Source organism: Nonomuraea sp. PA05, assembly GCF_008086045.1.
In the GTDB taxonomy this organism is placed as follows: Bacteria; Actinomycetota; Actinomycetes; order Streptosporangiales; family Streptosporangiaceae; genus Nonomuraea; species Nonomuraea monospora.
Genome location: NZ_VSEY01000052.1, coordinates 13664 through 39456 on the forward strand (window position 1 = coordinate 13664; position 25793 = coordinate 39456).

Annotated in this window: 20 protein-coding genes; all 20 read left to right on the plus strand. The window is 70.3% G+C overall.

Going from position 1 to position 25793, the window contains the following annotated elements:
- The first annotated feature begins 9 nt into the window (after positions 1-9).
- The 20 genes from FXF51_RS51485 (at position 10) to FXF51_RS51580 (ending at position 25778) form a co-directional block, all read left to right on the plus strand.
- The gene (locus FXF51_RS51485) at positions 10-1284 is read left to right on the plus strand and encodes a hypothetical protein (protein WP_148442176.1); all 1275 of its coding nucleotides are present in this window, start codon (positions 10-12) and stop codon (positions 1282-1284) included.
- Positions 1285-1333: 49 nt separating this feature from the next.
- Complete coding sequence (locus tag FXF51_RS51490) at positions 1334-2233, plus strand: nucleoside hydrolase (protein WP_148442177.1); 900 nt, start codon at positions 1334-1336, stop codon at positions 2231-2233.
- A 17-nt stretch (positions 2234-2250) separates the two neighbouring features.
- The gene (locus tag FXF51_RS51495) at positions 2251-3231 is read left to right on the plus strand and encodes a sugar phosphate isomerase/epimerase family protein (RefSeq protein WP_148442178.1); all 981 of its coding nucleotides are present in this window, start codon (positions 2251-2253) and stop codon (positions 3229-3231) included.
- A complete protein-coding gene (locus FXF51_RS51500) occupies positions 3221-4153 on the plus strand; it encodes a transketolase (protein WP_222871847.1) in 933 nt (310 codons plus the stop codon). Before FXF51_RS51495 ends, FXF51_RS51500 begins: the two co-directional genes overlap by 11 nt.
- The gene (locus FXF51_RS51505; protein ID WP_222871848.1) at positions 4150-5100 is read left to right on the plus strand and encodes a transketolase family protein; all 951 of its coding nucleotides are present in this window, start codon (positions 4150-4152) and stop codon (positions 5098-5100) included. Before FXF51_RS51500 ends, FXF51_RS51505 begins: the two co-directional genes overlap by 4 nt.
- A complete protein-coding gene (locus FXF51_RS51510) occupies positions 5087-6580 on the plus strand; it encodes an FGGY family carbohydrate kinase (protein ID WP_148442180.1) in 1494 nt (497 codons plus the stop codon). Before FXF51_RS51505 ends, FXF51_RS51510 begins: the two co-directional genes overlap by 14 nt.
- Positions 6570-7586, plus strand: a complete 1017-nt coding sequence (locus tag FXF51_RS51515; protein WP_262380442.1) for a sugar-binding transcriptional regulator — start codon at positions 6570-6572, stop codon at positions 7584-7586. The genes FXF51_RS51510 and FXF51_RS51515 overlap by 11 nt, the downstream gene beginning before the upstream one ends.
- A gap of 256 nt (positions 7587-7842) precedes the next feature.
- Positions 7843-10188 carry an Ig-like domain-containing protein gene (locus FXF51_RS51520; RefSeq protein ID WP_148442181.1) on the plus strand — a complete coding sequence of 782 codons (2346 nt, stop codon included), beginning with the start codon at positions 7843-7845 and terminating at the stop codon, positions 10186-10188.
- Between the two features lie 18 nt (positions 10189-10206).
- Positions 10207-12195: an ABC transporter substrate-binding protein gene (locus FXF51_RS51525; protein WP_148442182.1), complete on the plus strand. Its 1989-nt coding sequence runs from the start codon at positions 10207-10209 to the stop codon at positions 12193-12195.
- A gap of 9 nt (positions 12196-12204) precedes the next feature.
- On the plus strand, positions 12205-13203 hold the full coding sequence (locus tag FXF51_RS51530; protein ID WP_148442183.1) for an ABC transporter permease: 999 nt from the start codon (positions 12205-12207) through the stop codon (positions 13201-13203).
- Positions 13204-13209: 6 nt separating this feature from the next.
- Positions 13210-14346: an ABC transporter permease gene (locus tag FXF51_RS51535; protein ID WP_148442184.1), complete on the plus strand. Its 1137-nt coding sequence runs from the start codon at positions 13210-13212 to the stop codon at positions 14344-14346.
- Positions 14321-15319, plus strand: a complete 999-nt coding sequence (locus tag FXF51_RS51540) for an ABC transporter ATP-binding protein (protein WP_262380443.1) — start codon at positions 14321-14323, stop codon at positions 15317-15319. Before FXF51_RS51535 ends, FXF51_RS51540 begins: the two co-directional genes overlap by 26 nt.
- The gene (locus FXF51_RS51545; RefSeq protein ID WP_148442185.1) at positions 15316-16356 is read left to right on the plus strand and encodes an ABC transporter ATP-binding protein; all 1041 of its coding nucleotides are present in this window, start codon (positions 15316-15318) and stop codon (positions 16354-16356) included. The genes FXF51_RS51540 and FXF51_RS51545 overlap by 4 nt, the downstream gene beginning before the upstream one ends.
- Entirely contained in the window at positions 16353-17504 is a 1152-nt protein-coding gene (locus FXF51_RS51550; protein WP_222871849.1) for a sialidase family protein, read from the plus strand. The genes FXF51_RS51545 and FXF51_RS51550 overlap by 4 nt, the downstream gene beginning before the upstream one ends.
- Positions 17501-18679, plus strand: coding sequence for a sialidase family protein (locus FXF51_RS51555; protein WP_148442186.1), 1179 nt, complete (start codon positions 17501-17503; stop codon positions 18677-18679). The genes FXF51_RS51550 and FXF51_RS51555 overlap by 4 nt, the downstream gene beginning before the upstream one ends.
- On the plus strand, positions 18679-20109 hold the full coding sequence (locus tag FXF51_RS51560) for an ABC transporter substrate-binding protein (RefSeq protein ID WP_187415029.1): 1431 nt from the start codon (positions 18679-18681) through the stop codon (positions 20107-20109). Before FXF51_RS51555 ends, FXF51_RS51560 begins: the two co-directional genes overlap by 1 nt.
- 14 nt (positions 20110-20123) lie before the next feature.
- On the plus strand, positions 20124-21503 hold the full coding sequence (locus tag FXF51_RS51565; protein WP_222871850.1) for a DUF5060 domain-containing protein: 1380 nt from the start codon (positions 20124-20126) through the stop codon (positions 21501-21503).
- Complete coding sequence (locus FXF51_RS51570) at positions 21500-22501, plus strand: DUF5605 domain-containing protein (RefSeq protein ID WP_148442189.1); 1002 nt, start codon at positions 21500-21502, stop codon at positions 22499-22501. Before FXF51_RS51565 ends, FXF51_RS51570 begins: the two co-directional genes overlap by 4 nt.
- Positions 22498-24486, plus strand: a complete 1989-nt coding sequence (locus FXF51_RS51575; protein WP_222871851.1) for a hypothetical protein — start codon at positions 22498-22500, stop codon at positions 24484-24486. The genes FXF51_RS51570 and FXF51_RS51575 overlap by 4 nt, the downstream gene beginning before the upstream one ends.
- Entirely contained in the window at positions 24483-25778 is a 1296-nt protein-coding gene (locus tag FXF51_RS51580; protein ID WP_148442190.1) for a glycoside hydrolase family 28 protein, read from the plus strand. The genes FXF51_RS51575 and FXF51_RS51580 overlap by 4 nt, the downstream gene beginning before the upstream one ends.
- Positions 25779-25793 lie beyond the last annotated feature (15 nt).

Sequence of the window (25793 nt, forward strand, 5' to 3'; positions counted from 1 at the left end):
AGTGGCGAGATGACGGACACAGCAGGCAACCAGGGTGCGAGCCGGCGCGGCATGCTCGGCGGCGTGCTGGGCGGGATCGGCGTGGCGCTGGCCGCCGGGGTGCCGGCGGGCGCCGCCCACGCGGCCGTTCCCGGCGAGAACGCCGCGGCCAGGCGTGGCGGCAAGCTCCCGCCCCGCCCGGTGGCGCCCGTGAACCAGGAGTCGGCGGCCAAGTTCGGCCCCGAGTACAAGACCCTCCCTCCAGCGGCCGCGGGCGTGGACATCGAGCCCCTGATCGGCATCACCACCCTCGAAGAGATCACCGCCCGCCGCCAGAAGATGATCGACTTCATCTGGAAGGGCGCCGGCCTCCCGAAGACGACCCCCACCGTCGAAACCGGCGTGGCCACCCCCGACGACCTCGCCTCCCTCACCGGAGTACGCAGGATCGACCTCCTGACGGTCCCGCTCAAGTACAGGATCACCGCCAAGGTCTACGACCTCCTCCCCCGCAAGCCGTGGAACCACCGCCTGGCCCTCTACCACAACGGCCACGGCGAGCCCCTCGACACCATGCTCCGCACCATCCAGCCGCTCCTCGACCGGGGCTACCGCGTGATGATCTACGCGATGCCCTTCCACCACTGGAACGCCGGCCAGCAGATCGAGGACCCGAAGACCCCGGGCACGATGCTCCCGAGCCCCTCCCACAAGGAGCTGGGCCCCTGGGAGAGCGACACGTTCTCGACGCTGACGTTCTTCCTGGAGCCGCTGGTCGTCACGCTCGACCACGCCCAGGCCGGCTACCGCCCGAGGTCGGTGGAGATGCTCGGCCTGTCGGGCGGCGGCTGGACGACCACGGTGTACGCGGCGCTGGACCCCCGGATCAACCGCAGCTACCCGACGGCGGGCTCGCTGCCGTTCTTCCTGCGGGCGGCCTCGCCCAAGCCGAGCCCGACCACCGGTGACTGGGAGCAGACGCGGGCGTCCTTCCCCGGCTTCTACTCCTCCATCACGGCGGGCACGGCCGACGACTACCTGCAGATGTACGTGATGGCGTCGGTCGGTGAGAACCGGGGGCAGTTGCAGATTCTCAACCGCTTCGACGAGTGCTGCTTCAACGGCGTGAGTCACCGCGTCTACCAGGCGCCGGTGCGTGACCGGGTGGCGCTGCTGGCGGGCGGGCGGCCGGAGCGGGGGCGGTGGGACCTGCTGGAGGACGCCACCCACGACGATCACACGATCTCGCCGCACGCCCTTGACGTGATCCTCTGGGATCTTGACACGGCAAATGTCACAACCTAATATCGGAATATAGATACATCGATGAATAAATATTCATGACGGGAGTCGCATGGCGGGCAGAACCTTTTCCCATCGGCGCCGGGTGATCATCAACACCGATGCGAAAAACGAGGCGGACGACCAATTCGCCATTGTGCACGCCCTGCTCTCCCCCAGCCTGGATATCCGCGGTCTGGTGGCCGCGCATTTCGGCAACCGGCGCACCCGGTCGAGCCTGGAGGAGAGCCGGGCGGAGATCGAGCTGCTGCTGCGGCTGATGAAGCTCGACGGCCGGGTGCCCGTGGCGGACGGCGCGCCGTACGCGCTGCCCGACGCCGGCACTCCGGTCCCCGCACCGGGCGTCGAGCTGATCGTCGAGGAGGCCATGCGCGACGTGGCCGAGCCGCTCTACGTGGCCTTCCTCGGCCCGCTCACCGACATGGCCTCGGCCCTGATGCTGGAGCCGCGCATCGCCGAGCGGGACGTGACGGTGATCTGGATCGGCGGCGGCGGGTACGACGGGGTCGGCCCGCAGGGGCCCCGGCCCGAGTTCAACCTGTCCAACGACATCACGGCCGCCAACATCGTCTTCTCCTCGGCGCTGAAGGTCTGGCAGATCCCGGCGCCGACGTACCGGATGATGGCCGTCGGCTACGCCGAGCTGGACGCGAAGGTCGCGCCGTGCGGCGAGATCGGCGACTATCTCGTCCGCCAGCTCGTGGAGTGGAACGAGCGGCAGCACGGCGGGTCGATCGAGTTCCGCGTGCTCGGCGACTCCCCCGCGATCGGCCTGATGCTGCACCCCGACTGCGGGACGTGGACCGAGCGGCCCGCGCCGAACTTCCGCTACGACGGCGCGCACGACTTCTCCGTCGTCAACCGGCCGATCCGCACCTACGACTCGATCGACGCGCGCTTCATCCATGAGGACTTCTTCGCGAAGCTGCGCGCCTTCGCGGATCACCGCTGATGGGAGGAACGAGGACCATGCTGACGTTCGGCGCCGGAATCTGGGCGTTCGGGCAGATCGTCGACAGGTACGCCACCGACGGCTACGGCCCCGCCAGGACGATGACGCAGATGCTGGACCTGGCGGCGGCCGTGGACGGGCTGGAGTGCCTGGACATCAACGTGCCGTTCGCCGAGGGCATCGACAAGGCGCCGGAGCTGGCGCGGGCGCTGGCCGACCGCGGGCTGCGGGCCAGGGCGATCACGCCGCACCTGTACACCAGGGAGTTCGCGAAGGGGGCGTTCACCAACCCCGACCCCGGGGTGCGCCGCCGCGCCGCCGAGCGCGTGCACGAGGCGGTGGACGTGGCCAGGGAGCTGGGCGCCGACTACGTGAAGTTCTGGCCGGGCCAGGACGGGTTCGACCTGCCCGGCCAGGCCGACTACGCGCGGCTGTGGGAGCTGACGGTCGGCGCGATCCGCGATCTGGCCTCGGCGCATCCTGACGTGCAGTTCGCGATCGAGTACAAGGCCAAGGAGCCGCGGGTGCGCATCACGCTCGCCGACGCGGCCCGCACCCTGCTGGCCATCGACGAGTCCGGGCAGCCGAACGTCGGCATCGTCATGGACTTCGGCCACTCGCTGCTGGCCGGTGAGACGCCGGCCGAGGCGGTGCAGCTCGTGCACCGGCGCGGCAAGCTGGTTTCGGTCGAGCTGAACGACAACTGGCGCGGCTGGGACGACGACCTGCCGGTGGCCTCGGTGCACCTGTTCGAGACCATCGAGTACCTGCTGGCGGTGCGCAGGATCGGGTGGAGCGCGCCCGTCCTGCTCGACCAGTTCCCGTTCAGGGAGGACCCGGTACGCGCGCTGTCCGAGAGCATCAGGACCATCCGGGCGCTGGAGCAGGTGTGCGACCGGATCGACCTGGAAGCGCTCGGGGACGCCCAGGAGCGGCAGGACGCGCTGGCGGCGCAGGCGATCCTCTGGTCGGCGATCGGGATGGCACGTGCGACCTAGCCAGACGATCACGGCCGCCCCGCCCGCCGGCGACCACGGAAGCCTCCTGCCCGACCACGACGCCATCGCCGAGTGGCGGCGGCTGCGCGAGCGGCTGGCGCACGCCGACAGGGACACCGCCGCCGCCACGCTGGCCACCATGGCCGGCGGCATCCGGCGCACCGTGATCAGCACGATCGCGGGAGCGGGCCTCGGCCACGCGGGCGGCGACCTGTCGGTCACCGACATCCTCACCACCCTGTACGGCGCCGTGCTGCGCGTCGATCCCGCCGACCCCGCATGGCCGGACCGGGACCGGCTGATCCTGAGCAAGGGCCACTGCTCGGTCGCCCTCTACACCACGCTGGCGACCTGCGGTTTCTTCCCCGCGGAGCGGCTGAGCACGTTCGCGGCCCCGCTGTCGCCGCTCAACGGCCACCCGAGCCGCAGGTCGGTGCCCGGCGTCGAGACCAGCACCGGCCCGCTCGGGCACGGCCTGCCGGTCGGCGTCGGCATCGCCGTCGGCCTGCGGCTGCGCGGCTCGGCGGCCAGGACCGTGGTGGTGCTGGGCGACGGCGAGCTGCAGGAGGGCAGCAACTGGGAGGCCGCCATGACGGCGGGACATCGGGGGCTCACGTCGCTGACGGCCGTCATCGACAGGAACGGCCTGCAGCAGGGCGCCAGGACCAGCGCGACCAACGAGCTGGAGCCGCTCGCGGACAAGTGGCGGGCGTTCGGCTGGGAGGCGGTCGAGGTGGACGGCCACGACCACCTGGCGCTGCTGGACGCCGTCACCGCGCCGCACGCCGCGGGCCGGCCGCGCTGCGTGATCGCCAGAACCGTGAAGGGGCGAGGGGTTTCGTTCATGGAGGATCGGGTGGAGTGGCATCACAAGGTGCCGGACGCCGGGCAGGCCCGCACGGCTCTCGAGGAACTGCGTTGATCGTCGATGAGCTGCACGACTGCAGGGACGCCTTCGCCGGCGAGCTGGTCCGGCTGGCGCGCGCCGACAGCCGCGTGGTGGCCGTCTGCAACGACTCGGTGGGCTCCAGCAAGCTGGGCGCGTTCGCCGCGGAGTTCCCCGACCGGCTGGTCAACGTGGGCATCGCCGAGCAGGACATGGTCGGGATCGGCGCCGGGCTGGCCAACGCGGGGCTGGTGCCGTTCGTGTGCGGGGCGGCGACGTTCCTGACGGCCAGGGCGCTGGAGCAGATCAAGGCCGACGTGGCGTACAGCCTGGCCAACGTCAAGCTGTGCGGGATGAGCCCCGGGCTCGCGTACGGCGCGCTGGGGCCGACCCACCACTCGACCGAGGATCTGTCGTGGCTGCGCGCCATCGCCGACCTGCCCGTGATCGTGCCCGCCGACCCCGCGCAGACCCGCGCGGCGACCAGGTGGGCGGCGGAGACGGACGGGCCGGTGTTCCTGCGGATCGGCAGGTTCCCGGTGCCCGACGTGTCGCCGCCTGATGGCCCCGCCTTCACGTACGGGCGGGCGCTGCGGCTGCGCGAGGGCGTGGACGCCACGATCGTGGCGACGGGCACGATGGTGAGCCGGGCGATGCGGGCGGCGGCGCTGCTGGAGGAGCGCGGCGTGCAGGCCAGGGTGGTGAACGTGTCCACCGTCTCCCCTCTCGACCGGGAGGAGATCATGGCGGCGGCCCGGCAGACGGGCGCGGTCGTGACGGCCGAGGAGGCGGTGCCCACCGGCGGGCTCGGGGCGGCGGTGGCGGAGGTCGTGCTGGAGACGCGGCCGGTGCCGATGCGGCTGCTCGGCACCCGCGCGTTCGCGCCGACCGGGGAGACGGACTTCCTGCTGGAGTACTTCGGGCTCACCGCCGACGGGATCGCCCGGTCGGCGCTGGAGGTGCTGGGGCTTGACCACGCTTGAGAACCCGCTCGTTCTCGGGGTGGATCAGGGGACGAGCGCGACCAAGGCGATCCTGGTGGACACGGCGGGCGAGGTGGTGTCGCGCGCCTCTGCGCCGCTGTCGCGGCGGCACCCCGGGCCCGGCCTGGTCGAGCAGGACGCCGAGGAGCTGTGGCGCAGCGTCCTGGACGCGGTGGCCGCCTGCCTGGGCAACCGTGATGGTGCGGGCAGGGTGGTGGCCGTTGGGCTGAGTGTGCAGCGGGAGTCGGTGCTGCTCTGGGACCGGGCCACGGGCGCGCCGGTGGGACCGCTGGTGAGCTGGCAGGACCGCCGGGGCACCGAGCTGTGCGCCCGGCTGGCCGCCGAGGGGGCTTCCGCCCTGGTACGCCGGATCAGCGGCCTCCCCCTGGACCCGATGTTCTCGGCGGCCAAGGCGGCCTGGCTGCTCGGCCGGCACCGGGGCGACCTCTGCCTGGGCACGGTGGACTCGTGGCTGTTGCACCGGCTGGGCGGCGGGCACGTGATCGAGGTGGGCTGCGCCTCCCGTACGCAGCTGCTCGACGTGCGGCGGCGGGCGTGGAGCCCGGAGCTGCTGGGCCTGTTCGGCGTGCCGGAGGAGGCGCTGCCCCGGGTGGTGCCGTCCACCGGAGCGTACGCCGACGCGAAGGCGCTGCATCCCGCCCTGGCCGGGGTGCCGGTGTCGGCGGTGCTCGGCGACTCGCACGCCGCCCTGTACGCGCACGCGGCCGGCGAGCCGGGGCGCGTCAAGGTCACCTACGGCACGGGCTCTTCGGTGATGGGCCTGGCGGGTCCGGAAGTGGCGGCGGGTGAGGGCTTGTGCTCGACGATCGCCTGGGACGACGGCACGCCCGCGTACGCGCTGGAGGGCAACATCCTGTCCGCCGGCGCCACGATCGCCTGGCTGGCCGGGGTTCTGGGCGTCGAGGCCGAGGAGCTGGCGCGGCTCGCGAGACGTGGCCGCCGGGGTAGGCTGAAGATCGTGCCGGCGTTCGGCGGCCTCGGGGCGCCGTGGTGGGACGACCGGGCGGAAGCGATCATGACGGGTCTCGGCCTGGACAGCCGGCGGGAGGACATGGCGAGGGCGGCGGTCGACTCGATCGGGCTGCAGGTCGGCGACGTCGTGTCCGCCTTCGAGCGCGCGGCGGGCCCGGTGGCGGAGCTGCTGGCCGACGGCGGTCCCACCGCGAACGACGACCTCATGCAGTGGCAGGCCGACGTAACGGGTCACGCCGTGCGGGTGGCGCGGCGGCCCGAGCTGTCGGCGCTGGGAGCGGCGCATCTCGCGGGAGCGGCATCCGGTGTATGGTCCCGCCGGGAGCTGTCCGGGCTGCCTCGCCATGGGCGGCGCTACACACCCGTTCTGCCGGTGTGCGAACGGCGCCGTGCCCTAGCAGAATGGCACTCGGCAGTGGCCCGGGCTCGCCACCGGACCAGCAGGAGCGGCGGAGCCGAAGCGGAGGCCAGCGATCGTGGCAGCTGACAGTCAGTTCGAGAAGAGCCGCGCGGACACGGTCAGGTTCGGCGGTCGCCGGCTGAGCCAGGAGTCCGAGCGCATGCGGCTGCTGGTCCGCGTCGCGCGCCTCTACCACGAGCACGGCGTGCGGCAGCCGCAGATCGCCGCCCAGCTCCGCATCTCGCAGCCGCGCGTGTCGCGGCTGCTGAAGGAGGCCGCGGAGATCGGCATCGTGCGCACGGTGGTCGTGGTGCCCAGCGGCGTGCACGCGCTGCTGGAGGAGGACCTGGAGCGCAAGTACGGCGTGGAGCAGATCATCGTCGTGGACGCCGCGGGCGAGAACCACGACGTGGTGGCCGCGCTGGGCTCGGCGGGCGCGACGTACCTCGACGCCACGCTGATCGGCGGCGAGCATCTGGGCATCTCGTCGTGGAGCGCGAGCCTGCTGGCGACCGTGGAGGCCATGCAGCGCCGTCCGGTGCGGGTGGCCGAGGAGGTCGTGCAGCTCATCGGCGGCGTGGGCAAGGGATCGGCGCAGGTGCAGGCCACCAGACTGGCCGCGCACCTGGCCGATCTGACCGGCGCGGAGCCGGTCTTCCTGCCCGCGCCAGGGCTGGTGGGCTCGTCGGTGGCGCGGCAGGCGCTGTCCGACGACCATGTGGTGCGGCAGGTGGTGGACGCCTGGTCGCGGCTGACGACCGTGCTGGTCGGGATCGGCAGCCTCAACCCGTCGCCGCTGCTGCAGGAGAGCGGCAACGCGATCGGCGAGGAGGAGATGGGGACGCTGCGCGGGCTCGGCGCGGTGGGTGACGTGTGCCTGCGCTTCTTCGACGCCGACGGGCGGCTGGTCGACTCGCCGCTGGAGGACCGCATCCTCGGCATCTCCGCCGCCGACCTGCTGCGCGTGCCGCGGCGCATCGCGATCGCGGGCGGCCGGCGCAAGACCGCCGCCATCAGGGCCGCGCTCAGGGGCGGCTGGGTCAACACGCTCATCACGGACGTGGGCGTGGCGGAGGAACTGCTGAAGGACTGACGCACCCCAGGACAGGGCCGTCGTGCGCGCGTCGCACGGCGGCCTTCGGCGTTCCTGGACGACTCCTGAGAATTTACCGGCGCGTCATCTGGCCGAGAAACCGCTCTTGACAGTCACATCCGTGTCGTTCACGATGTGATGCAATCCACTCCATTCATGGCTGAATAAAAATTCTCACCTAGCGACAGCGTGGTCCGGAGTGTGCCGATTCATGGCACAGCCCTGCCTATTCCCGGGGCGGAAAGAGAGCGTTTCGATGACCGAGGCCGCTGGCTTCGATCCCCAGCAATCAGAATTCAGCCGCCGCACTTTCGTGCGCTCGGCGGCATTGGCCACGCCCGCCGTGGCCTGGGCGGGCCCGGCCGCGGCGGCCTCCCCGACGCCCCAGCCCAGCGGCAGCCCCAGCGCGAGCGCGCCGGCGACCACCGCGGCCAAGCCCAAGATCCCGGCCTTCCCCGGCGCCGAGGGCGCGGGCATGTACACCACCGGCGGCCGGGGCGGCGCCGTCTACGAGGTGACCACCCTGGACGACGACGGCCCCGGGTCGCTGCGCGAGGCGGCCGCCAAGTCGGACGGCACGATCGTCTTCCGGGTCGCGGGCAACATCAAGCTCAAGGGCGGGCTCGACATCACCGGGTCCAACCTCACGATCGCCGGCCAGACCGCCCCCGGCCACGGCATCACCGTCATCGGCAACGAGACGCAGATCAAGGGCAGCAACATCATCCTGCGCCACCTGCGCTTCCGCGGCGGCGACGAGATGGGCACCCCGATCGACACGTTCGGCGCCCGCGGGGTGAAGGACCTCATCATCGACCACTGCTCCTTCAGCTGGGGCGTGGACGAGTGCTTCTCCGTCTACGGCAACACCAACGTGACCGTCCAGTGGTGCATCATCTCCGAGGGCCTGACGAACTCGGTGCACGACAAGGGCCGGCACGGCATGGGCGGCCTGTGGGGTGGCGACAACATCACCTACCACCACAACCTGCTCATCCACGAGAACGCGCGCAACCCGCGCTTCAGCTTCACCGAGGGCATGAGCCTGGTCGTGGACCACCGCAACAACGTGATCTACAACCACGGCATCACCTCCTGCTACGGCGGTGAGTGGTCCAACGGCATCAACCTGGTCGGCAACTACTACAAGCCGGGCCCCAACACGCTACCGAAGATCGCCAGGGAGATCGTCGCCCCCGGCCGGTTCGGCCAGTGGCACGTCAACGGCAACGTGATCGAGGGCCACGCCGACGTCACGGCCGACAACACGCTCGGCATCACCTACCCGATCGGCGGCATCACGCTGCTGCCGCAGCCGGTCGAGTTCGCGAACGGCATCACCGAGCAGCCGCCGCAGCAGGCGTACGCGACCGTCCTGGAGCAGGCGGGGGCCACCCTGCCGCGGCGGGACGCCATCGACGCCCGGCTGGTCGGCGAGGCGCGCACCGGCACGGGCCGGCACATCAACTCCCAGAAGGACGTGGGCGGCTTCCTGCCCTTACCCACCGAGGTGGCCGCGCCTGCCGACACCGACAAGGACGGCATCCCGGACGAGTGGGAGACCGCTCAGGGGCTCGACCCGAACAACGCCGAGGACGCCAAGACGGCCGGGGCCGACGGGTACACGAACCTGGAGCGGTACCTGAACTCGATCCAGCGGGCCGGAGCGGCCAATCCCACGGTCGCGATCACCTCGCCCAGGATCGACCAGGTGTTCGCGGCGAACAAGGACAAGCAGCCCGTCGCGATCACGGCCGACGCCAAGGCCGCCGACGGCGCGACGATCGCCAAGGTCGAGTTCTTCCACGGTGACGAGAAGATCGGCGAGGCGACGGCGGCGCCGTACCAGGCGACCTGGAAGGGCGTCACCGACGGCACCTACTTCCTGACGGCCAGGGCCACCGACAGCACCGGCTCGGCCACCACCTCCTCGCTGGTGCCGATCCACGTCAACCGCGTCAGGACGCACTCGGGGTGGCAGGTCAAGGACATCGGCGAGGTGCCGATCCCCGGGAACACGGCGCTCAAGGACGGCGTGTTCACGATCAAGGGATCCGGCAAGGTCGCCGGCTGGAAGGACTCCTTCCACTTCGCCTACAAGGCGGTCGGCTTCAGCAAGCGCGGCGAGGTCCTGGAGATCACCGCCCGGCTGGACGGCGTGAGCAAGAACCACGTGGACGCCGTGGCCGGGATCATGATCCGGCAGGATCTGGAGCCCAGCTCGCCGTTCATGATGGCCGGCATCGGCTACTCGGCCAGCAACGAGGACGGCTCCCGCAAGCGCGCCAAGGCCATCAGGGTCGCCTCGCACGGCACGGCGCCGAGCGTCGGCGTCTACCCGCCGACCAGCGATGATCCGCTGGACGACGACAAGTCGTACTGGCTGCGGCTGGTCTGCCGGAGCCTGCCGACCGGCGGGGACACCGAGTTCGAGGCCTTCCTCTCGGAGAACTCGCTCAACTGGGAGCGCATCGGCTACGAGCGCATCGTCATGCGGACCGGCAGGTTCTACGTCGGCCTCGCCGTGGACGGCAACCAGGAGGCGAACGGCGTCCACGTCTACACCACGGCGACCTTCAGTCAGGTCAAGGTCAATCGTTAGACCCCGAACGGAGCACCCATGACAAACGAAGCGTTCACGAGGAGGAGCCTGCTCCGGGGCGGGGGCCTGCTGATGCTCGCCACGGCCACCGGCTGCAGTTTCTTCGACACCAGCCCCAGCGCGGCCGGAGGCGGCGCCGCCCAGGTAGCCGACGCCTCGGCCAAGGAGGCGCCCGCGCTGGCCGAGCTGGTCAAGGCCGGCAAGCTGCCGCCGCTGGAGCAGCGCCTGCCGAAGAACCCGCTGGTCGTGACCCCGCTCAAGGAGCCCGGCAAGTACGGCGGAAGCTGGAGCTCGGCCATGGTCGGCGAGGACGACCTCGACTGGCTGTACTACACGCTCGCCTACGAGCCGCTGGTCCGCCTCAAGCCCGGCACGAACGGCCAGAAGGGCCCGGACGACATCATCCCGAACGTCGCCGAGTTCGAGGTCAAGGACGGCGGCCGGGAATACGTCTTCCGCCTGCGCGAGGGCCTGAAGTGGTCCGACGGGCAGCCCTGCACGGCCGACGACATGATCTTCGCGTTCGAGGACGTGACCACCTACCACGACCTGCACACCACCGGCGTCTACGACCTCTTCCTGGAGAACGGCAGCACCACCGAGAAGGCCAAGGTCGAGAAGGTGGACGAGCGCACAGTGCGCTACGTCTACAAGGAGCCGAAGGCGGGCCTGCTGTTCCAGATCGCGGTCTCCACCTTCGAGCGGGGCGGGGCGAGCGGCCTCCTGCTGCCCAAGCACTACCTCAAGCAGTTCCACAAGAAGCACAACCCGGACGCCGACAAGCTCGCCAAGGAGCAGCAGCTGGAGGACTGGACCCAGCTCTTCATGAACAAGAACGACGTCCCGCACAACGCCGAGATGCCCACGCTGCACCCGTGGAAGATCAGCAACGCGCTCGGCAACGGCACGGCGGTGGTGGCCGAGCGGAACCCGTACTACTGGAAGGTCGACCAGCAGGGGCGGCAGCTCCCCTATCTCGACCGCTTCAGAGCCGAGGTCCTCGGGGACGTCGAGGTGGAGCTGCTGAAGATCATGAACGGCGAGATCACCATGCAGACCCGCAACTTCAACACGCCGGAGAACAAGCCGCTGATCGCGCAGAACGCCGAGAAGGGCAAGTACCGGCTCTTCGACGTGCCGAGCCGGCTCAGCAACACGATGATCATCCAGTTCAACCAGACGATCGGCGACGACGACCTGCGCGAGCTGTTCCAGAAGGAGGACTTCCGGATCGGCCTGTCGTACGCGATCAACCGCAAGGAGATCATCGACGGCGTGTACGCCGGCCAGGGCGAGCCGTGGCAGGCGGCGCCCTCCAAGGCCAACGCCCTCTACGACGCGGACTTCGCCAAGCAGTACACCGAGTACGACGTCGCCAAGGCCAACGAGTTGCTGGACAAGGCGGGGCTGACGAAGAAGGACTCCGGCGGCAAGCGGCTCGGCCCCGACGGCAAGCCGCTGACCATCACCGTCATGTCCAACACCGACTTCCCGCACCACGTGCAGGCGCTGGAGTTCGTCAAGAAGCACTGGGACGCGGTAGGGGTCGGCCTGCGGGTCGATCCGGTCGCGGCCACGCTCTACACCGAGCGCACGATGGGCAACAACCCGCAGGCGTCCGTGTACACGTGCAGCGACTTCGACATCATCACCGGCACCGGCGGCGACCACTACTACGTGCCGAGCAACTCCGGCAGCGCCCGCTACGCCATCCGCTGGGCCCTGTGGTACGGCAGCAAGGGCAAGAACGGCGACGAGCCGCCGGCGGAGGTGCGCGCGCAGCTCGACGCGTTCACCGCGATGCGCACCGAGCCGGACTTCAACAAGGCGCTGGAGCACGCCAAGGAGGTCGTGCGCATCTCCAAGGAGCAGTTCTACGCGATCGGGATCAGCACGTACCCGAACGAGTACGGCATCGTCTCCAACACGCTCAAGAACGTGCCCGACACCATGGCCAGCGCACAGGTGACCCCCGGGCCGACCATGCCCGAGCAGTACTCCTTCTGAGGTGCCGACGTGCTGAGATATTTCGGCCGCCGCCTCGTGTACGTGGTGGTGACGCTGTGGGCGATCTCGATCGTCACCTTCGTCATCATCAACCTGCCGCCGGGTGACTACGTCTCGACGGTGATCGCGAACGCGCAGGCCGGCGGGGAGAGCCTCACCCCGGCGCAGATCACCAACCTCCGGCTGCGGTACGGGCTGGACGACCCGCTCCTCGTCCAGTATTGGCGCTGGATCTCCGCCATCGTCCTCAACGGCGACTTCGGTCAATCGTTTGCCTGGAAGCAGCCCGTCTCGACGCTCATCGGCGAGCGGGTGCTGCTCTCGGCGATCCTGTCGGTCAGCTCGCTGCTCCTGGTGTGGGCGATCGCGTTCCCCATCGGGATCTACAGCGCGGTCAAGCAGTACTCCATCGGTGACTACGGCTTCTCCTTCCTCGGCTTCATCGGGATGGCGATCCCCGAGTTCATGCTGGCGCTGATCCTCATGTACATCGGGTTCCGCTACTTCGGCGCGAGCGTGGGCGGGCTGTTCTCGCCACAGTTCCAGGACGCGGCCTGGAACCTGGGCAAGGTCCTGGACCTGGCGGGGCACCTCTGGGTGCCGATCGCGGTCATCGCGGTCTCCGGCACCGCCGGCATGATCCGGGTGACCAGGGCGAACCTGCTCGACGAGCTCTACCGGCCCTACGTGCACACGGCCAGGGCCAAGGGGCTGCCGGAGTGGAAGCTGCTGCTGAAGTATCCGGTGCGGATGTCGCTCAGCCCGTTCTTCAGCACGGTCGGCTGGCTGCTGCCCGGCCTGATCGGCGGGGAGACCATCGTCTCGGTCGTCATGAGCCTGCCCACCGGCGGCCCGCTGCTGCTCAGCGGCGTCATGAACCAGGACATGTACCTCGTCGGCAGCTTCGTCATGATCCTCAGCGTGCTGACCGTGGTCGGCACCGTGGTGAGCGACCTGGCGCTGGCGTGGTGGGACCCGCGCATCCGCAAACGGTACAACAGAGAGTAGCGCCACATGTTTCTCAGGCGACCCACGAGACAGGAAGCAGGGACGCTGCCGCAGTGGCGGCTGATGTGGCGGCAGTTCCGCAAGCACCGGCTCGCCATGATCGGTGCGGGGATCCTGATCCCGGTGTACTTCGTGGCCATCTTCGCGGAGTTCTTCGCGCCGATGTCCAGCTCGACGGCGAACACCTCGCTGACGTACGCGCCGCCGCAGGTCCTGCACTTCTCCGGCGAGCACGGCCTGCACGTGTACGGGTACACGACCGAGCGCGACCCGGCGACGTACGCGCAGACCTACACCGAGGATCCGTCCAAGGTGACCGAGATCGGGCTGTTCGTGCACGGCGACGAGTACAAGCTGCTCGGGCTGATCCCGTCGGACATCCACCTGATCGGGCCCGAGACCAAGGGCCAGCCGTTCTTCCTGCTCGGCTCCGACGCCAATGGCCGGGACCTGCTGTCCAGGCTGATCCACGGCGCCCGGGTGTCGTTGTCGATCGGCTTGGTGGGCGTGGCGGCGAGCTTCCTCCTCGGCATGCTCATAGGCGGCATTTCCGGATACTTCGGGGGCGGCGTCGACAACGTCGTGCAGCGGGTCATCGAGTTCCTGATGGCGATCCCGACGCTGCCCCTGTGGATGGCGCTGTCGGCCGCGCTCCCCACCGACTGGGGGCCGCTGACCCGATATTTCGCCATCACGGTGCTGCTGTCACTGATCGGCTGGACCGGCCTGGCCCGCGACGTGCGCGGCCGGTTCCTGTCGCTGCGCGAGGAGGACTTCGTCACCGCCGCCCGGCTGGACGGCGTGGGCCGGCTGTCGATCATCTTCCGGCACATGATCCCGTCGTTCGCCAGCCACATCATCGCCTCGCTGTCGCTGGCCATCCCGGCCATGATCCTCGGCGAGACCAGCCTGAGCTTCCTCGGCCTGGGGTTGCAGGCTCCGGCCGTGAGCTGGGGCGTGCTGCTGGAGGGCGCCCAGAACGTGCGCGTCGTGGCGAACGCGCCGTGGCTGCTCGCCCCGGGCGTCGCGGTGGTGGTCGTCGTGGTCGCCATGAACTTCTTCGGTGACGGGCTCAGAGACGCCGCCGACCCGTACGGCAACAGGAAGGTGAGCAGGCGTGCCCGCAGACGACGTGCTGCTTGAGATCGAGGACCTGCGCACGCACTTCCTCATGGACGACGGCGTCGTGTGCGCCGTGGACGGCGTGGACCTGAAGGTGCGCAAGGGCGAGACGCTGGCCATCGTCGGCGAGTCCGGCTGCGGCAAGAGCGTCATGGCCCGCTCGATCCTGCGCCTGGTGGACCCGCCGGGCCAGATCGAGGGCGGGAAGATCACGCTGCACCGCGAGAGCGGCCCCGTCGAGCTGGTCGGCGCGGACACCAAGCTGCTGCGGCAGGTCAGATGGAACGACATCGCGATGGTCTTCCAGGAGCCGATGGCCTCGCTCAGCCTCGTGCACACCATCGGCAGCCAGATCGTCGAGGCGGTGCGGCTGCACGACAACGTCGGCAAGACCGAGGCCCGCAAGCGGGCGATCGAGATGCTCGACCGCGTCGGCATCCCGATGCCGCACCGGCGGGTGGACGCCTACCCGTTCGAGCTGAGCGGCGGGATGCGGCAGCGCGCCGTGATCGCGATGGCGTTGTCGTGCCGGCCCAGCCTGCTCATCGCCGACGAGCCGACGACCGCACTGGACGTCACCACACAGGCGCAGATCCTGGAGCTGCTGCGGGATCTGCAGGACGAGTTCGGCATGGCGATCATGCTGATCACGCACGACCTCGGGGTGGCGGCGCAGGTGGCCGACAGCATGGCCGTCATGTACCTGGGCCGGGTCGTCGAGTACGGCACCGCCGAGCAGGTGCTGGCCGCGCCCCGCCACCCCTACGCGCAGGCGCTGCTGCGCTCGATGCCCCGGCTGGGGCGGGCCAGGCAGCGGCGGCTGACGGCGATCAAGGGCATGGTGCCGGCCCCGTACGCGCGGCCGGACGGCTGCTTCTTCCACCCGCGCTGCGACCACGTCGTGGCCGGGCGGTGCGACGCGGTCGAGCCGCGCCTGCTCCAGGTCGGGGACCGCCAGGTCTCGTGCCTGCTGTACGAGGAGGAGGACGTATGAGCACCGAACCGCTGCTGCGGATCGAGGGACTCACCAAGCACTTCCCCATCCGCAGCGGCCTGCTGGGCCGGCAGGTCGGCGCGGTGAAGGCGGTCGACGAGGTCGATCTGGAGATCCCGGCGGGCACCACGCTCGGCCTGGTCGGCGAGTCCGGCTGCGGCAAGACGACGCTGGGCCGGTGCATCGTGCGGGCGCACGACCCGACCGGCGGGCGGATGCTCTACCGGCGGCCCGACGGCTCGGTGATCGACGTGGCGGGGCTGAAGGAGAAGGAGCTCAAGCCGTACAGGACCGAAGTGCGGATGATCTTCCAGGACCCGCACTCGTCGCTCAACCCGCGCAAGACGCTGCGCGAGATCATCGGCGAGCCGATGCGGGTGCACGACTACGGCACCAAGGAGGAGATCGACCAGCGCGTCGGCGAGCTGCTCGAACGCGTCGGCCTGCGCCCCGAGTACGCCAACCGCTACCCGCACGCCTTCAGCGGCGGCCAGCGGCAGCGCGTCGGGATCGCGCGGGCGCTGGCGCTCTCGCCCCGGCTGGTGGTCGCCGACGAGGCGGTCAGCGCGCTGGACGTGTCGGTGCGCGCGCAGATCCTCAACCTGCTGATGGACCTCCAGGAGGAGTCGGACCTGGGCTTCCTGTTCGTCAGCCACGACCTGGGCATCGTCGAGCACGTCTCCGACGTGGTCGCGGTCATGTACCTGGGCCGGGTGGTCGAGCAGGGCCCCACCGAGGAGCTGTACACGCGGCCGCTGCACCCCTACACCGAGGCGCTGCTGTCGGCCGTGCCCGACCCCGACCCGGCGGCCAAGCGGCACCGCGAGCGGATCAAGCTGCTCGGCGACATCGCCGACCCGGCGAACGTGCCGCCTGGATGCCCGTTCAACCCGCGCTGCGTGTACGCCAAGGACGAGTGCCGCACCGAGCGCCCGCCGCTGCGCGAGGTCGGCGGGCGGCGCGTGGCCTGCCACTTCGCGGAGGAGCTCGACCTGCGCGGCGTCCCCGACCCCGACGTACGAGAGGTGAAGGCGTGACCGACCCCCGAGCCGACACGAGCCCCCGAGCCGACACGGGCCTACGAGCCGACACGGGCCCCCGAGCCGACACGGGCCCCCGAGCCGGCGCGGCCGTCCAGGCGGCCGACCCGCGCTTCGACGGCATCGTGCGGCCGTCCGCCGTGCTGCCCGGCGCCCGCGAGGCGCTGCTGCCGGTGCCGCACGGCCCCGACAACCACGCGGTCAACCTGCTGCTCACGCGCGGCGGCGAGCTGCTGTCCACCTGGTTCAGCGGACCACAGGAAGGCGACCCCGGCACGAACGTGGTGGTCTCCCGCCGCACCGGCGACCGCTGGGCGGACCCCCTGCTGGTCGCGGCGGACCCGCTGCGCAGCGAGCAGAACCCGGTGCTGTTCGAGGACGGCGACGGGCTGGTGTGGCTGCTGCACACCTCCATGGAGCCGCACGACCAGACCACCGCGCACGTGGTGGCCCGCACCTCGGCCGACGCCGGCCGCACGTGGAGCGAGCCGCGCGTGCTGTTCGCCGAGCCGGGCACCTTCATCCGGCACCCGCCCGCCGTCCTGGACGACGGCACGTGGGTGCTGCCCGCCTACCACTGCACCGCCGCCGGCGACCACAGCGTGGTCAAGCTCAGCGCGGACGGCGGGCGCACGTGGACCGAGCACCAGGTCCCGGACAGCGGCGACCTGGTGCAGATGACGATCGCCCAGCGGCCCAGCGGGGCGCTGCTGGCGATGTACCGCGACCGGCGGGCAGGGCGGATCTACGCCTCCACCTCGGCCGACGGCCGCGCCTGGTCCGCTCCGGAGCGGACCGAACTGCCGAACAACGACTCCTCCGTCCAGCTCACGAGGCTCGGCGACGGACGGCTCGCGCTCGTCTACAACGACGCGAGCCTGGAGCGCAACCAGTTCAGGTGGGTGACCAAGAACGGGCAGCGGCGCAGGAAGGCGCTGCGCACCCCCCTGGTCGTCGCCCTCTCCGAGGACGGCGGCGCGAACTGGCCGCACCGGCGGGTGCTGCAGGACTCCGACTCCGAGTACTGGCAGAACGAGCTCGGTTACTCCTATCCGAGCGTCATCGACGGCCGAGCAGGGCGGCTGCACGTCGCCTTCTCCTACCTGAGGAAGACCATCAAACATCTGGAGATCGACGCTTCATGAGACTCAGACAGAGCTTTTTATACGGCGCCCTGGCGGTCGCCGTCGGGGTGCCCTCGTACGTGGCGGGCTGGCATGACGACGAGGTGAAGGTGGCGCCCACGGGCGCGTACGCCTGCCGCCAGGACGTGGCCGCCCCCGACCCGAACGTGCCCAAGGTGCACGCCGCCGCCATCACGCAGGCTCCGACGGGCGACATGCTGACCGTCTACTACGGCGGCACGTCGGAGGGTGCCGCGAACCAGGCGCTCTACCTGTCGCGCCTGGAGGCCGGCAAGAAGACCTGGTCCAAGCCGGAGGTGGTGTTCGACGAGCCGGGCAAGGCCGACGGCAACCCGGTGTTGTGGTCGGACGGCAAGCGGGTCTACCTGTTCTTCGTCGTCATCGAGGGGCACGGCTGGGAGCAGGCCTCCATCCGGCTCATCACCTCCGACGACGGCGGCCGCACCTGGGGCGAGCCCACCACCATCCGCTCCGAGTGGGGCTGGATGGTCGGCACCAACCCGATCCGCATGTCGAACGGCGAGGTGCTGCTGCCCATCTACGACGAGGCCAACTCCACGTCCGGCTTCTACGTCTTCAGCCAGGACCTGAGCACGTGGAAGGCGTACCCGGAGGACACCGGGGCGTGGATCCGCACGCCGGGCGGCTCGATCCAGCCGACCGTGGTGGAGGCCGAGCCGGGCAGGCTGATCGCGTACATGAGGACCGGCGACAAGGCGATCTACAAGAGCGAGTCCACCGACTTCGGCCGCACCTGGAGCGCTCCCGTCGCCGAGCCGATCGGCAACCCGAACTCCCGCGTCGCCGCGCTGAAGCTGGCCGACGGCAAGCTCGTGCTGGCCTACAACCCGTGGGTGGAGCACCGCTCCCCGATGCGCGTGTCGCTGTCGCCCGACAAGGGGCGCACCTGGGAGAACACGGTGGACGTCGAGGCGCAGTCGGGCCCGCAGTTCACCTACCCGGTGCTCGCGCAGAGCGCCGACGGCTTCATCCACATGGTCTATTCCTACAACCGCAACAACATCCGCCACGTGGTGTTCAACGAGGAATTCCTCCGCAACTCGGTGGGGCTGCTCTCCAACTGGCCCGAGCACACGATCACCGAGTTCAAGAACAACGTCCGGCGGAACGTCGTGCGCCAGTGCAGTTATTCGCCCGTCAAGGAGAGTGAATGATGAGCAAGGTTCGTGGGATCGCGCTGCTGGCGCTCGCTCTGTCCGTCACCGCCGTCCCCGCCAACGCCTCGGCGGCGGCGTGCAAGGACGTCGGGAACAAGTACAACCTGCCGTTCCAGGTCTGCGACGACGAGCTGTTCATCTTCGCGGCCAACTACAAGCCGTTCGAGGCGACCGTCGCGGACGAGCAGGCCTCCGCGACCAGGGTCTTCGACGAGGTCATCGGCAACAAGCTGCGCGCGGCCTTCCCCGACGTGAAGATCAAGTACGCCACGTGGGACTACCCCGTGCGGTACGAGGACCTCAAGAAGGCCGGGGTCACGCCCGACATCATCATCGAGGACCCGAAGAACCGCATCGACCGCGACCTGGAGCCGCTGGGCTGGGTCGGCGACATGACCGCCGACCTCCAGGCGGCCGGCATCGACCTGAACACGCTGAACAAGGCCGCCGTGGAGCTGACCAAGTCGCGCTCCGACGGCGGGATCTACGGCGTGCCGCTGTTCATCGACGAGCACGTGCTGCTCTACAACAAGAAGATCTTCGACAAGTTCCGGGTGAAGTACCCCTCGCCCGGGATGACGTACGACGAGGCGTACAAGAAGGCCAAGCAGCTCACCAGGGACGACGGCCTGGACCACTACAAGGGCTACATGCAGCACCCCGACCAGTACCTGGACTTCAACCAGGCCGGGCTCTACCCGTTCCTGCCGACCACGAGCGAGCAGCCGAAGCCCGAAGAGCTCAAGGTCGACATCAGCAGTGACGCCTGGAAGACCTACGTCGACAACCTGTACCGCTTCCTGGAGATCCCGCGCAACGACTTCACCACCGTCACCGACTTCTTCAAGGGCGACATGAGCCAGCCGGGCCACCTGGCCATGGCGGTCGAGACGCTGTCGCGGCTGAACATGTACGCGGGCAGCGAGCTGTTCATCGAGGACGGCGACGAGGCGGCCTTCGCCGAGCAGGCCAAGAGCGTCGACATCGGGGTCAGCGCGGTCCCGGTGCTCAAGCGCGGCGGCAAGACCATCTACCAGCCGAACACGAGGGCCGCGTTCGTCCCGCCGTCGGCAGCGCACAAGGATCAGGCGCTGCGGATCGTGAAGTGGCTGGTGTCGGAGGAGGCCCAGACGGAGATCTCCAAGCAGGGCGTCAAGGCCGTGCTGCAGACCGACGCCGTCGTGTCGAACTTCGGCAAGAACGTGCCCGAGCTGGCCAAGCTCGACACGTCGGCCGTGTACTGGGGCGAGAACGCCGCCGTGACGAACTACCAGAACACCGAGTTCTGGGACCTGCCGCTGTGGTCGGTCTACCGCCAGCACATCCTGCGTGACGGCGGTACGCCCGAGCAGGCGCTGACCCTGTCCCAGCAGCAGGACATCCCCAACTACATCAAGGCGCAGGCCGCCGCAGGGAAGGATTGGTAACACTGTCCCCCACCGTGGAACGCTGGGGCGTCCACGAGATCGAGCTGACCGGGCCGTCCGACGGCAACCCCTTCGCTGACGTTCGTCTGTCGGCCCGGTTCCAGTTCCGCAATCGCATCGTCGAGGCCGACGGCTTCTACGACGGCGACGGCGTCTACCGCGTCCGGTTCATGCCGGACGCGGTGGGTCCGTGGAGCTACACCACCGTCAGTAATGTGACCGAGCTGGACGGCCACGCGGGCGCCTTCGAGGTGTCGCCCGCGTCCGAGGGCAACCACGGCCCCGTGCGCGCGTCCGGCATCGACTTCGAGTACGCCGACGGCACGCCGTACCTGCCGTTCGGCACCACCGCCTACCACTGGACGCACGACCTGGACGAGGAGCGCGAGCGGCGCACGCTGCGCACGCTGGCCGCCTCGCCCTTCAACAAGCTGCGCATGTGCGTGCTGCCGACCGGCGCGATGACGCCGCCCGAGCTGCCGTTCGCCGGCACGGACCCGGACGGGCTGGACAAGACCCGGTACAACCCGGTCTTCTTCCGCCACCTGGAGGCCCGCGTCCAGGACCTGCTGGAGCTGGGCGTCGAGGCCGACATCATCCTCTTCCACCCCTACGACTTCGGCCGGCGCGGCATCCAGGACATGGGCCGGGAGACCGACCACGCCTACCTGCGGTACGTGATCGCCCGCCTGGCCGCCTACCGCAACGTGTGGTGGTCGGCCGCCAACGAGTACGACTTCAACAAGTCCAAGACCGTCGAGGACTGGGACGACATCCTGCGCGTCATCGTGCGGCTCGACCCCTACGAGCACCTGCGCTCGATCCACAACGGCACCCGCATGTACGAGGTCGCCACCCTGTACGACTTCACCAAGCCGTGGGTCACCCACCAGAGCATCCAGCACTGGGACGTCACCCCCACCGACGAGTGGCTGCGCGCCTGCGGCAAGCCCGTGGTGCTCGACGAGATCTGCTACGAGGGCAACATCGGCAGGCGCTGGGGCAACGTCACCGGCGAGGAATTGGTGGACCGGTTCTGGGAGGCCATGGCGCGCGGCGGCTACGCGGGCCACGGCGAGTCGATGTCCGGCTTCGAGGAGCGGGCGTGGATCGGCAACGGAGGCGGCCTGTACGGGCAGAGCCCCGCCAGGATCGCCTTCCTGCGCCAGGTCATGGAGGCGCGCCGGGACGGCGTGCTGCTGCGCTACCTCGGGCGGCGGCAGGCGTCCGCCGTCACGGTGGACCTGCCCGACGACGGCTGCGCCTACGAGGTCGAGCTGATCGACGCCTGGAACATGACGATCACCCCGGTGGACGGCGCGCACCGGAAGCAGGCGCGGGTGGCGCTGCCGCGCCGGCCGTACCTGGCGCTGCGGATGACGAGGGTTTCATGATCATCAATGGGATGGCGACGACCGCGCTGGCCTGGCACCTGCAAGGCGGCAACCGGCGCAAGCGGACGCTCGCCACGCTGGAGTCCTCCCCCTTCGACCGGGTGCGGATGGCGGCGCTGGCCGGCCGGTGCAGCCTCGACTCGCTGGAGGAGCGGGTGACGGAGCTGGCCGGGATCGGGGTGACGGCCGAACTGGTGCTGCTGCACCCGGACGACGGCATCGCCGACGCGCCCGCCGCGGCCCGCTACCTTACGGAGGTGGTGCCTCGCCTGGCCGCGCACCCGAACGTGTGGTGGTCGCTGTCCGCCGACCCCTCGCTCTTCCCCGGCATCTCCGAGCACGACTGGGTGCGCCTGGCCGGCCTGGTCGCCGAGGAGGACCCCGGCCACCACCCGCTGTCCATCACCGTGCCCGCCGACTCGCCGCTGCTGTGGCGGCGCGGCTTCACGCACGGCAGCGTCACCGCGCGCAGCCCGCGCGACGCGTGGGTCCAGACGCGCGACCACCACCAGCCGGTCGCCATGGACATGTGCGGCTACGAGGGCGACGCGCCCGACCCGTGGCTGAGCCTGACCCCGCAGGACGTCGTGGCCCAGGCCTGGGACGGGGCCGTGCGGCGGCGGTGCGTCACACACGGCGAGTCGTACCTGGACGAGGACGGGCTGACCTGGTCGCAGGGCGGCGGGACGCTCGTCGGCGAGGCGGTGCCGCGGCTGCGGCTGCTGCGGCAGGTGCTCGTCACCATCCCGGACGAGGCCGGGTACGTCGATCGCGACGCGCCGATGTCGCAGGTGCCCGGTGAGTTCTACCTGGAGTTCTGCGGCGAGCACCGCTTCCCTGAGCGCACCTACGACGTGCCGGAGGGGCGGTACGAGGTCGAGGTGATCGACACGTGGGAGATGACGGTGACGCCGCACGGGGTGCAGGAGGGGCCTTCGGTGACGGTCCCGCTGCCCGGGACAGTCGGGCAGGCCATCCGGTTGCGGCGGGTGTCATGACGCCGGTGCTCCCGCGCATCGCCGAACCCGGAGGGAAGCTCGTCGAGGTGGTGACGGGTCCCGAAGGTCCGGAGATGCACCTGAGCCACCGGGACGCGGGCGGCCCGCATCTGCGCGCGCCGCTCCGCGGCCTGCTCACCGCCTCGGCGGGCCGGCCGTGGCGCGTCGAACCCGCCGAGCCCGGCACCGTCCACCTGCGCGGGGACACGGTCGTGGTGACCGCGCGGGCCGGCGGGCTGAGCGCGAGCCTGAAGCTGGCCTTCACCCCCGGCGGCCTGCTCACCCTCACCACCACCTGGCGCAACGACACGGACGGCGAGATCGCCGACGTGGCGGCGGGCATCCTGCTCCCGCTCCCCGTCCAGGACGCCCACGTCACCATGCCGGGCGTGCTCTACAACGACAACCCGTCGTCCGACCCGGACCGCCAGGTCCCGCACCTCGGGTACGTGTGCGAGGAGCACCGCCTGCCCATCCCCGCCGTCAACGCCGCCTGGGACGACCGTTACGTCAGCCTGTTCGCGCACCCGGAGGCCGCCAGGGACGGGCAGGGCAGGGTCTCCTACGGCTCGCTCGGCGTCCTTCCCGGGCCCGTCGTGACGGCGATGAGCGGGGTGATCGCGTTCAACGGCGCCCCGGATGTCTGCTACGTCAGCAAGGCCCAGGTGGAGGAGCGGCCGCTCGGCTACCGGGACCTCGCCCCGGGAGAGACGATCGTCACCCGTCACACCCTGGACTGGGGTCCGGTGGAGCCGCGCGGCCTCGGCTTCACCAGGCTCGTGCACACCCGGCTCTACCAGGACGAGGGCGCCAGGCCGCTGCCGATCGACGAGATCGTCCGGCTGAAGACCATCGCCATGGACGCGCGCTGGGACGGCGACGGCTACCTCGCCTACGAGGGCGTCCGTCACGGCCGGCCCCGCTCGTACCTGTACGGGTGGACCGGCCAGTGCATGAAGCTGGCGCGGTGCGACGCCATGCTCGGGCGCTTCGAGCGGGCCGGGCGGGCGGCGGACTTCTACGTCGAGGGCAGCGCGACGCCGGTACGCGGGCTGCGCCACGCCCGCTACCTGGTCGACGAGGGCCGGTGGGAGATGTTCCGCAGGAACGGCGCCCACGGCGGGGATTTCGTCTCCAGCCGCGCGCACGGCGAGACGATCGCCGACCTGGCGGCGCTCGCGCTGCAGTTCAGGGAGGCCGGCCTGGACGTGCCGCCGCAGTGGCAGGAGGCGGTGGAGGACGCCGCCGCGCTGTTCTGGCACACGCGGCTGCCCGAGGGCGTCGTCCCGATCGGCTGGACGCCGCACGGCACGGCTGTCTCGCCCATGGTCAGCGCGGCGGGCGTCGCATGCGTGCAGGCCATGCTGGGGGCGTACCGGCTGAGCGGCGAGCGCATGTGGCTGATGCGGGCCGAGGAGGTGCTGGCCGCCTACCACCGGCTGCACGCGGCCACGTACGAGCGGCCGTTCGCGCACGCCACCCTCGACGCCTCAGGGGAGGACAAGGAGGCCGGGATGTACTTCTTCCTGGCCGCCTGGGAGCTGTATCAGCTCACCGGCCAGGAGCACCACGCGCAGTGGGCGGAGACGGCGGCCGACTGGCTGCTGACGTTCGTCTACGTGTGGTCGCCCGACTTCGACAAGGGCAGCACGTTCGAGCGGCGCGGTTTCAAGGCGTGCGGCTGGCCGTCGGTCAGCGTCCAGAACCACCACCTCGACGTGTTCTTCCCGACCTCCGAGCTGAGCGAGTTCGGCCGGACGACCGGCCGGGCCTGGTACGCCGAGCAGGCCGACCGCATCCTGCACGCCATGGGCCAGGGCATCTGCACCGAGCCCGGCGACTGGGGCTTCCAGACCCCCGGCGAGCAGGGCGAGGGCTTCTTCCAGACGAACTGGCAGCGCACCGGCGAGGCGAACACCTGGAACCCGTCCTGGGTCATCGCGCTGCCGCTCTACCACGCCCTGCGCATGAGGAAGGATTCATGAACTTCGCCACCGAGGAAGAGGCCTGGCGGTACGCGGACGAGCTGCGCGACCGGGTGCGCCCGCCGGAGTTCCCCGACCGCTGGTTCGACGTGACCTCCTACGGGCAGGGCACGCAGGCGTTCAGGGCCGCGATCGAGGCCTGCCACGAGGCGGGCGGCGGCCACGTCCGCGTCCCGCCCGGAACGCACCCGACCGGCGCCATCCACCTGCTCAGCAACGTGGACCTGCACGTAGAAGCGGGCGCGACGATCCTGTTCAGCACCGACCCCGCCGACTACCTGCCCGCCGTCTACACCCGCTTCTCCGCCATCGAGTGCTACAACTACTCCCCCTTCATTTATGCCTTCGGCCAGGAGAACATCGCGATCACCGGCGAGGGAACGCTGGACGGCTCGGCGGGCCCCGAGCACTGGTGGCCGTGGGTGGGCACGCCCGAGTTCGGCTACCGCGAGGGCATGCCTTGGGAGGACGAGGACTGGGCCGCCCTGCAACGCATGGCCGTTGAGGGCGTGCCGGTCGAGGAACGCGTCTTCGGCGCGGGCCACTACCTGCGGCCCAACCTGATCCAGCCGTACCTGTGCAGGAACGTGCTGGTGGAGGGGGTGCGCATCGTCCGCTCCCCCATGTGGGAGATCCATCCGGTGCGGTGCGAGAACGTGCTGGTCAGGAACGTGTCCATCTACTCGCGCGGCCCCAACAACGACGGCTGCGACCCCGAGTCGTGCAAGTCCGTGGTCATCTCCGGCTGCGTGTTCGACGTCGGCGACGACTGCATCGCCGTCAAGGCCGGCCGCGGCCCCGACGGGCGGCGGGTCGGGGTGCCGTGCGAGGACGTGCTGATCGAGGACTGCGAGATGCGCTACCGGTACGGCTCCGTCGCCATCGGCACCGACACCACCGGCGGCATCCGCAACGTGTTCGTGCAGCGCTGCCGGTGGGGCGGCGAGGGGCTCTACTTCGGGCTCTACATCAAGACGAACTCGGTGCGCGGCGGCTTCGTGGAGAACGTCTACGTGCGGGACGTGGAGGTCAGCGAGCTGACCAAGGAGGTCGTGTCGATCGATCTTTACCACGGTGACGGGCACAACGGCGACGACCCGCCGCCGATCCGCGACGTGCACGTGGCGGGGGTGCGCAGCGATCGCACGCGCAGCGCGTACCTGCTGCGGGGGTATCCAGAGCAGCCGCTGCGGGACATCACGATCAGGGACAGCTCGTTCGCGCGGACGTCGCGGGCGGACGTGGCCATCGACGTCGAGGGGCTGTCGATCACCGGGGTCACGGTCGGCTAGCCGCACGCGCTTCGA